Consider the following 8830-nt stretch of genomic DNA (forward strand, 5'->3'; position numbering starts at 1 on the left):
GCATCGGAACCACCGGTGGCATGAGTGCTCTTGTGAGCGGAAGGGGGAAAGGTGCTGGGCTTCCTTTCGATATCCCCCCACTTCACCACCCCTACCTTGATCCAGGCCGTGCCAGTGTCGCGATAGATTATTTGGGTATCCGTGGCTACGTAAAGACAACCGGCGGTTCCGGGGGCAGGCTTGCTGGCATCAGGACCGGCTTGAATGGATGGAGTGTTGCCAGCATTTAAGACCCTTGTAGCCACTTGCTGGTCTGTATAGGCCTTCGCATTGGCCTCCGCTATATCAGCCTTCTCCTGGGCCCCGGCCGGGGTTTCAAAAATTAGAGATTCATCTATAACCGCACTAACACTTGAGGCATTGCCAACGAGGATGATGATATCAATGTTTTTCTCAATAATATCCGGCCCACCGCCGGCAGGGATGTATTCAGCTAGGGCTCCGGCGTTGCCATAGCAGTACAGTATTTCTCCTAGATCCGGGTCCTGAGAAAATACTCCTATTTCCCGCAGATAAAAACCCTGGGTAATATCTTGATTGCTCAAGATCGCCCCCAGCACCGCTTTGCCGCCCGAAAGGGTCTTGATTTTCGTAATCGGCAACGATTTAACTTCATGCTTAAGTGCGGTAAGGTCCAGGATAGAACTACCACCCAAGTCTCCATCGCCAACTGCTATACGAGTAAACACCAACTGGGTGCCAATCTGTGCCTTAGCCTGCAAAGCCCGTCCTCTATTGGTAATAATTAACCCGCCAAATGCAGCCACTTAAACCACCTGCCTCAGTTCTAATCTGTCGCCCATATAAACAACCCCGGCGAGATAGAGGGGAACATCATCCGTTAGGGTGATTTCAACTTTTTCCAGCCAAGACCTGGCATTTTTAACCGACTCTAGTGCCCTAATAAATTCGAGCGCTCTTTCGTTGGTAACCGCTGCATTGTGGGTAACTATTTTGAACTTGTATGGCTCCCCACCGTACTCCCACCATTCAACTACCTTGCCTTCATCAAATAGAGCCGTTATCAATTCCTCGACCGCTGCCGGTGTGCCCTTGCGCCTGTGCCAGTCTAAAGAATTCTTTACAAGTACCCGCTTTTGCTCTATCGGAAGCCCTGCATCGTAGAAGTCCACGTGAAATTGCCAGGCCAGAAGGTCAACTGCTGGCTCAGCTAACTCCTCAATTCTGGATAGAAGCAAACACTGGTCAATCGCAGCTGTGACCGCCTGGAGTTCCCGATCCAGGGCTTCAGCAGCAGCCCTGACCTTGCCGTCCTGGCCAATATTAGGCGGTAAGATATCTATCAACCGGACATCTCGAATATTAGTCATCCTCTAGCCCTCCGTATTGCACTGAAACGGTTCCCGCTATCGCTATCTGGTGCGGAGCGATCGAAGTAAACACCGGCGATATAACGTTTACCCTCTTAGCGCCGGCAGCCATTACCCTGGCGATCAACTCCGAGGGGTTAATGTCCCGGCCCAATTTGGCCCTCTGCCAGGCCACATAATCCTCTACCGCCTTGTTTACTGCTTCCTGTATGCTGGCTGCTATAGCGGCATTTGCCTGGGCAATATAATAGGTTAAATCGATATTGTAGCTGACAACTTCAGGAGCTAAAACTACCACTTGGTCAGTAAGCGGCCTGATGCGCTTATCATTGCAAACCCCGGCAACGGCGTCTAATATCTCCTGCCCGGGGATCTGGCCATTCTCAAGCAGGGGACGGATTTCAATTTGTCCCGGTGCCGGCGAAGTCACCGATACGTCAATAATGGATTGGTGAGCTGACTTGGCCCAATATTTATAGCCCTCTTCAGGACCAGCTACAGAAAAACTTTCCGGCGCTTGGCGAATGCGTTCCCTGTAGCTGTCATCGTCTTCCTCATCAACCCCGCCAGAGCTTACGGTAATATTTTCAACCTTTTGCACCCAAGGCAAAGGGTCAACAAGTTTATTAATCTGCCCAACCTGCCAACCGTTGCCTATAGTCCCCGGTGTCGTGCATTCTGCCACAACATCAATTTGGGTGGCCCCGGCCGGTACTGTGGTTGCCTGCACCGTTGCGAAAAATACCTGCCCATCCGGCGTTGCCCTGATGCCAGCAGGGATAATAACTGCCTGTGGCTGTGGAGGAGATATAGTAAAACGCAACGTGGTCTGAGCCGCTTTCGCCGGCAGCCTTTCGGTTCTTACCAGAGCACCAATGTGATCTAGATAGGCCCCTTCCGCATACATCAGGAGATTCTGCTTGGCAGCATAGTTGATTAAGACTCTCTGTTGCGCAATTATAGCCGCTATGGCCTGCAAAAACAGCCTCACCGGATCCCCTGGAGCCAGCTTGCGCCCCGAAATGCCTTCGTAAACAGTTATGATGTTTGCCTCAATTTCCCCTACATCCGTCGAAACAAACTCAATTTGAGGCAGATTGCTCAAGCTGCTCAATTAACCTCACCCTCACTTTCGGGCGAAGAATACCTTCCTGGGCGTCGCCTTCAAAGGTTACCCGGGTTACCCTTACCCGGGGTTCCCACTGTTGGACCGCCATAACGATTTCGGCCGTCAATCTGGCCTGGGCCACCGGCAGAGGGTCATCCAGCCAGGCTGCGGTCACACCAAATTCCCGGTTAAGAGGAACCGAATATTTGGGAGTAGTAAGGATTGTCCGCACGTTTTGAAGTATTTCCGCTAACTCAGATGGGGGAGCAAAGTCTATTTCTCCTATGGTGGCCAGTACATCATATTCCATCTACCCCGTCACCTCCGGCGGCGGCATGTATTCCGAAAGAGTTAACTCAACTTCGGCTGCCAGCAGCCGGCCTTCGTTGTCCACGTATTTCCAGTTTTCGTTCAGAGATTCTATAATCCAGAGGTTTTCAGATACCGGCCGTCCATTAAGAATCAGCGGCATAGCAAGGCCATTATCCCTTATAAAGCGTAAAACAAAGAGTTCATCGGATGGATTAACGCCCAAGGATACGTCTAACCTAATCGAAAAGGTTATCTGCTCATCGCCAGGGCCAAGAAATTCCTTCACTGGCTTGCCGAGCATTATCTCATGTTTGCCCCAACGTGCACTGCCGGAACGTTTGAAGTCAGTAAATGTCCTTACTTTTTCAGAAGAAGTCTCAAATACTACTGGCCCAAGGCTCCCAATCAAGGAACTTCACCTCTATTGCGGGGGCCCAGTCGGGCCACCACTGTCGTTTTTCGGATGAACGTGGCTTTTTAGACTAATACCATCTGCAATTACGTCTCCCGTTACGTTAACGTTGCCGGCAGCCACGATATTAATAGGGCCAACGGCGTTAACGGTCAGCGTGTGGGAGGCCCGATCGTATTCAATTCTGGTCCCATCCTCAAACTGGATCACCCTTTTATCCTGGCTGCTCGCCGGCAGTTGGTCCTCATCGGTATAAATGGCTCCAAGAATAAATCCATCAGCGTTTCCGGTGGGTAAGAAAATACAAACTACGTGCTCACCTACATCGGGAAGATAGTAATCCTTATTGCGCAAGGTCTGGCGCTGGATAACCGGAAGGTCATAGGATACCACTTCCTGGGCCTCGAACACTACCCTGGCAGTGGCCCGGGCGGGGTCTACCGCCGATACTCTCCCTATCCGTATGAGGTTCCTCCAAATACCGGACATCAATATCCCTCCAGCACCCGGCGCAACTCGACTTTGGTGGTGTATCCCGGTCCGCTATGAGTTGCCTCTTCCACGAAATACTTGCCGTCAAATTTACCCCATCCCTGAATTAACACTGTTACCCCTGCAACGAGGTTTATGTTCCCCATCATGGTAAGGCTGAATTTCGTTTCTTCCTTGTTCTTCTGTCTTAAGCGATTTCTCGCCAAACGTTCGGCCTCCGCCAGGCTGTCCACCCGCTCATTTATGACCAGGGTTTTGCCAGTAGGTGGCCTATTAGGAGGAGTATAGGTATAAACGTATACCTTCCCCCTCCTGCCCTGATACTTCACCTGAGCCGCCGAATAAATTTCTCGCGTCTGGGAACTGGCCGAATAAGATATGACCGACGAGGTCCCCCGGATTATAGTCATAACCGGCTCCATCTGTTCATACTTACTGTCATCGAAAATAACTATCTGTTGGCCCGTAACCTTCAGCGATAACCCGGCGTCTTCGCAAAGCTTCAACAAAAAAGCCAGGTCAGACTGCTCGGTTTGCTCTACCCTATCATATTGGGGGTTGTCAGTAGTTTCATAAAGCAGTCCCAACCCGGCTTCTGCAGCGATATCCCTGGCTATCAAATATAGCGTGGTCTTCTCCCAGGCCCGAGTCTTATCTTCTCCCCGCAGGGATGTCGATTCCGGCACCGATACAGCTTTAATCGTTACCGTCTCCGGGGGCCCGGTGCATTCAATTTCATCCATCTCAAATGTGCCCAAAGGTAACATCTCGAACTGCCCAGCCCAGTCCCAATTCTGTACCTGAATAGATGCTTGTAGGGTTGCTCCCTTCTCAGGCATCCAATCCGATTTCCAGAGTCTGGCCTTATCTTCTAGGCTTATTTGCAGGTCGTCGGCCTTGCCGCTGGCATGGTCAGTGTAAGAAAAGCTCAAAAGATACCGTTCCAAGTCAGCGGTTATGTCTTTGTTGTTATAGGCCACTTTGAGTCTTGCCCGGCGGGCGAACTGCATCAGCTACCGCTCCTCTTCCAGGGCGGAAGTTTGGAAGGCACGGGCGTGGTGATTTCCGGTACTTTCAGCCGAATGCCGGCAGAAAAAAAGACCGTCTCCCGGTGTTCAGGATTGGCCTCAATGAGTTTGGTCATATACTTCTCGCTGCCGTAAACCCGCAGAGCGATCAGGTCCCATGTATCGCCCTGCATTGTCACATACTCACGCATAGCTTAGCCGCCTCTCCTGATGAAGCAAGGCCCGCATCCGGGCCGCAAAGTCATCTTCTGCTTGTTTGGCAGCTCGCCGCACAGCTTCCTCCACGTCTCCGCCCCCATACACGTTGTAGATGGGAGAATAAACAATTTGAGGCGCACTTGTAGGTCTCACACCCAGTATCTCTCCTGCCTGTGCCCATAGTGATACGGCCCGGGAAGAACCGTCCAAGGGCACCACCGCCTCTGGACCTTTCTCTGCAATCCATGCCATGTGCGGTTTATCAAAAATGCCTCCAGCGGCGTGCCCTTCAATAGCCCTGAAACCGCCAAAGCCACCAGTAGTTCCTGCTTTAGGGCTGGCTTCTCCTCCCAAACCGAACCATCTTAACACTTTGCCGAGCTTTTCATATACTTTCTTGGCGAACCTATCGAGGGCAGCCAATGGGCCATTCCACAAGTTAACAAAGAACTCTCTTATTTTGTCCCAGTTGCGGTACAACAGGTACCCAATACCAATCAGCGCCCCTACACCCGCAATCATTACTCCAATTGGACTGGCAGCCCAGGCCGCATTCAGAAGCCATTGCGCTGCCGCCCAGGTCTTAGTCGCTACAGTTGCAATACCGCTTACAATCCCAAACCTTGTAGCCAGCATATAAAGCGTGGTAAAGGGTGTAGCAATAATACTAGCAGCATAACCTACCGCCCAGAATGCAATACTCAGACCCATAAGAGCTGCAGTACCAATAACAATGGCATTTGTCAAGCTTGGATACCTTCCGGCTAACTCCTGAACCCTTTCAATTATACCTGCCAGCCTCCCTGCTAAGGTGTTCAGAGGCGGTAGCAGTATCTCTCCAACAGAAATCCCAAGGGCAGTCATCTGATTCCTTAATAACTGTAGCCTATTTTCAGTAGTTGCCGACCTGGCTTCAAATTCTGCCTGCATACTGCCCGCATATTTTGTGGCATCGCCCACCTTAGAAAAGTTCTCTTTCAAAGCGTCTAAACGCGTCAAGAGAACCGAAATCGGGCCGATACTCTCTTTGCCAAACAATTCATCTAACATCGAAGCCTGTTCATGTTTGGGCAACCGCTTTATAGCTTCTAAAACTTTCAAAATCGCTCCTTGGGCATCTTTCTGCATGAGCTTGGCCATTTCTACGGCGTCCAAGCCAAGGCGTTTAAAGGCTGCAGCCTGCCCCTTTGTAGCGCTTTCACCAGCCACAAGCCCCAAAATCAAATTTTTGATGCCGGTTGCAGCTACCTCTTCCTGGATACCCGCTGACACCATGGTGGCACCCAGGGCGGCAATCTGCGCCGCTGCAGCGCCGCCAACTTCACCCAAAGGACCTATACGGCGCACGACTTCAGCTATTTTTGGCGCTGAAGCTGCCGTAGTATTGCCCAAGTAGTTAATCTGGTCCGCCAAAATGTTGACCTGCTCCTGCGTCATATTGAAAGCCGACCGCCACTCGGCCATGGTCTGGCCGGCTTCCTCAGCTGTAATATCGAAAGCTACCCCCATTTTGGCAGCCGCTTCCGCAAAACCTAAAAGTTCCTCTCTAGCAATACCGGCCTGGCCGCCAGCCGCAACAATTTGAGCTAATTCACTGGCAGCCATGGGAATGCGCTTAGATAACTGAACGATGTCCTTACCCATGGCCTTGAACTGCTCCGGGGTCTCAAAATCGACTACTTTTCTTACATCAGCCATGGCGGATTCAAATTGAATGGCCGCTCTAACTGAAGCACCCAAAGTTAAGGCGTACTCAACAGTATCAAGAAGGCGACCCCGCATAGCCTGACGGAAGCTTGCTACTTTCTCATTTATGCGTACCGCTGTTGCCAGTCTTTTTTGAGCCCGTTCGGTCTCCTCCAATTGCTGGGCAAGCTTTGCATGAGCGCTAGCATATTCCTCGGCCGTTATCTTGCCTGCCTTTTGGGCCTTCTCCAGCTGGCGCATTTCCGCTCTCAAGGCTGAAATAGTCCGGTTCATTCTCTGCAATTTTTCACCAGCCGAAGAAAAGGCCCCGCCGAACGAAGAATCTATCTTTCCAGCCAGCACTAGAGCCAACTCATAAACCTTACGCGCCATGCTCCTAACCGCCTTTCCCGCGAGCCAATACCTTGCCGGCACTGTCAACCCATTCTGTCAGTTCGAGAAAGGGCAAGTCCAACCAATAAGAGATAGGGGTATAAGTGTTTACGGACAAGAGAATGCTCACTTCCATAAGCAAACTTTTAATGTTCCTGTTGATCCCTACTCGAACAAAAAATTTTGTACCGCCAAAGTAACAGCGGTAAAATCCTTGGCAGGAAGGGAAGTAATAAGCTCTACAGGGACTTTAGCAGCCCGGGCCGCTACAGCAGCAAGATATGCCTTTGAAAGCTCAGCTACAGGAGAAGGATCGCCTAAGGTCTTTGCCACGTTTGCCGCATTTATCAAATCCCGGCCTGTTAGCCCTTCAAGGTCCATTTCGATCTCACGGTATTCTTTATCCTCGAAAACAAACGGCTTGCTCAAGACAACTTTCTCCATGACTAGCAGCTCCTCTCATGGTATAATCCCAGAAAAGGGGGAAATTAATATGGATATCGGTTATATTCTGCTAATGATAATCATTTGGAGCATAGTGCTTGTATTGTCCGTGATCCCCGGAATATTTCTTGGCACCATGCTCGAAGCGCTCTTTAATGCGAAGCTTATGTACTACGTTGGCTTTGTACTAGGAATTATTGGATGTATTCTCTACGTAGGCCAATTCCTATTTGGCGATGGCGAAAACTACAAACCCTCAACCCGGTCTCCGTCTCCTTTCACGGTTATGCGCCGGATAAGGACAACTAAACGCATGTTAAAAATGAAATAAAGCCAATGAAATAAATAAAGTCAAGTAAGGCCCACCTAATCAGCAGGTGGGCCTTTCCTTTAACTCAGGCCAAGAGCCTGCCTGACTCTCCTCAAATAATCCGTTCCGTTGATAAAGCAAATATAATTGTACTTATCAATCTCCACCAACTTCCTCCCGTCAATAGTAACGTTAAGATAAACGACCTCGAATTCATTAGAAGCATCCGCATTGGCTCCCACATCCAGCTTCCCCAACTGCGTCTTCTTCGGCAAAGCCCTCACAGAAACCCTGACAGCCTGCACCCGATATTCGCCCGTGGCAGTATTATAAACTTGCAAAGCGCCCCTGAAATCAAGGTTGTGAGCCCGTGGCTCAACCAAATGCACGATAGGCCGAACAATAGTGCGCCAATTTATGGTACAGGTCATACTGCCAAAATGCCCGAGGACCGGGCTCTCTACCTCGCCAGCAATACCGGCACCCTTGACAGTCTCGGTCATGGCCTCTATACTGGGCAGTTCTACATCGGCTATACCTAAAAGGTCCACGCCGTCCTCATAGACCCGAAAGTTGATCAATTTTTCCGGAACCTGGTTCAATCACAACACCCCCTTTAAGCGGCAAACAAAAACTTGAGGTACTGCAGGTCGCACTCGACGATAAAATCAATTTCCCTGGCCGGCGCCGGCGGAGTAACATACACATGGAAACGCACAATGCCATCCATTAAGTCAGTATCCGGGTTTTCGCTCTGGATAAACTCCACCCGTCCACCAAGGATAAAGCCCCGAGCAGCAAGGCCATTGAGCCAGATATTAACGCTGTCAACAACGGTATCAATCAGCCGCCGGTTAATCGGGTAATCGACCTTCTGCCAGAAAGTAAGCACTAGCGTATTAGCAATCCAATCAAACATGCGGCGGATCGGCAGAAATGCATCCTTGGGATCCGTTACCGCCGGATAAGCCCCAGTGCGGTTCCCCCAAGCCTTCCAGCCACCGATAAAGTTTAAGGCCGTGATAATTCCCTGGCCATTTAGATAGGCAGCCTGGTCAGGGCCCAAGGCAATTTCTGTTCCGTCTGCCAGCACAGCACCATTGGCCTGGAGTGCTT

General features: G+C 50.6%; 12 protein-coding genes and 1 pseudogene. 1 reads left to right on the top strand and 12 read right to left on the bottom strand.

The features are described 5' to 3' along the window. Positions 1 to 242: 242 nt before the first annotated feature. The 10 genes and pseudogenes from HPY58_13075 to HPY58_13120 all read right to left on the bottom strand — a co-directional run bounded on the left by HPY58_13075 (position 243) and on the right by HPY58_13120 (position 7404). Positions 243 to 767 (bottom strand): annotated as a pseudogene (locus HPY58_13075) (phage tail protein). Continuing rightward, positions 768 to 1331, bottom strand: coding sequence for a phage tail protein I (locus HPY58_13080; protein NPV30550.1), 564 nt, complete (start codon positions 1329 to 1331; stop codon positions 768 to 770). It abuts the pseudogene before it with no gap. After that, positions 1324 to 2445 (bottom strand): baseplate J/gp47 family protein, encoded by a 1122-nt coding sequence (locus tag HPY58_13085; GenBank protein NPV30551.1) that lies wholly within the window; start codon positions 2443 to 2445, stop codon positions 1324 to 1326. Before HPY58_13085 ends, HPY58_13080 begins: the two co-directional genes overlap by 8 nt. Beyond that, positions 2414 to 2749, bottom strand: coding sequence for a hypothetical protein (locus tag HPY58_13090; protein NPV30552.1), 336 nt, complete (start codon positions 2747 to 2749; stop codon positions 2414 to 2416). The genes HPY58_13085 and HPY58_13090 overlap by 32 nt, the downstream gene beginning before the upstream one ends. Then, positions 2750 to 3160 (bottom strand): phage tail protein, encoded by a 411-nt coding sequence (locus HPY58_13095; protein ID NPV30553.1) that lies wholly within the window; start codon positions 3158 to 3160, stop codon positions 2750 to 2752. It abuts the gene before it with no gap. 12 nt (positions 3161 to 3172) lie between these two features. Beyond that, entirely contained in the window at positions 3173 to 3652 is a 480-nt protein-coding gene (locus HPY58_13100; GenBank protein NPV30554.1) for a phage baseplate assembly protein V, read from the bottom strand. Continuing rightward, positions 3652 to 4665: a hypothetical protein gene (locus tag HPY58_13105; GenBank protein NPV30555.1), complete on the bottom strand. Its 1014-nt coding sequence runs from the start codon at positions 4663 to 4665 to the stop codon at positions 3652 to 3654. Before HPY58_13105 ends, HPY58_13100 begins: the two co-directional genes overlap by 1 nt. After that, the gene (locus HPY58_13110) at positions 4665 to 4874 is read right to left on the bottom strand and encodes a phage tail protein (GenBank protein NPV30556.1); all 210 of its coding nucleotides are present in this window, start codon (positions 4872 to 4874) and stop codon (positions 4665 to 4667) included. Before HPY58_13110 ends, HPY58_13105 begins: the two co-directional genes overlap by 1 nt. Continuing rightward, on the bottom strand, positions 4867 to 6960 hold the full coding sequence (locus HPY58_13115) for a phage tail tape measure protein (protein NPV30557.1): 2094 nt from the start codon (positions 6958 to 6960) through the stop codon (positions 4867 to 4869). Before HPY58_13115 ends, HPY58_13110 begins: the two co-directional genes overlap by 8 nt. Positions 6961 to 7125: 165 nt before the next feature. After that, the gene (locus HPY58_13120) at positions 7126 to 7404 is read right to left on the bottom strand and encodes a phage tail assembly protein (GenBank protein ID NPV30558.1); all 279 of its coding nucleotides are present in this window, start codon (positions 7402 to 7404) and stop codon (positions 7126 to 7128) included. Between the two features lie 49 nt (positions 7405 to 7453). Here HPY58_13120 and HPY58_13125 point away from each other — a divergent pair, with 49 nt between their 5' ends. Further along, positions 7454 to 7735, top strand: a complete 282-nt coding sequence (locus tag HPY58_13125; protein ID NPV30559.1) for a hypothetical protein — start codon at positions 7454 to 7456, stop codon at positions 7733 to 7735. A 59-nt stretch (positions 7736 to 7794) separates the two neighbouring features. Here the strand turns inward: HPY58_13125 and HPY58_13130 are convergent, their stop codons facing one another. Together HPY58_13130 and HPY58_13135 are read right to left on the bottom strand one after the other, a co-directional pair. Further along, the gene (locus tag HPY58_13130; GenBank protein NPV30560.1) at positions 7795 to 8316 is read right to left on the bottom strand and encodes a phage major tail tube protein; all 522 of its coding nucleotides are present in this window, start codon (positions 8314 to 8316) and stop codon (positions 7795 to 7797) included. 14 nt (positions 8317 to 8330) lie between these two features. Continuing rightward, a partial coding sequence (locus HPY58_13135) for a phage tail sheath family protein (GenBank protein ID NPV30561.1) occupies positions 8331 to 8830 on the bottom strand: 500 nt, incomplete at its 5' end.

The organism is Bacillota bacterium (assembly GCA_013177945.1).
Lineage (GTDB): Bacteria > Bacillota > DSM-12270 > Thermacetogeniales > Thermacetogeniaceae > Ch130.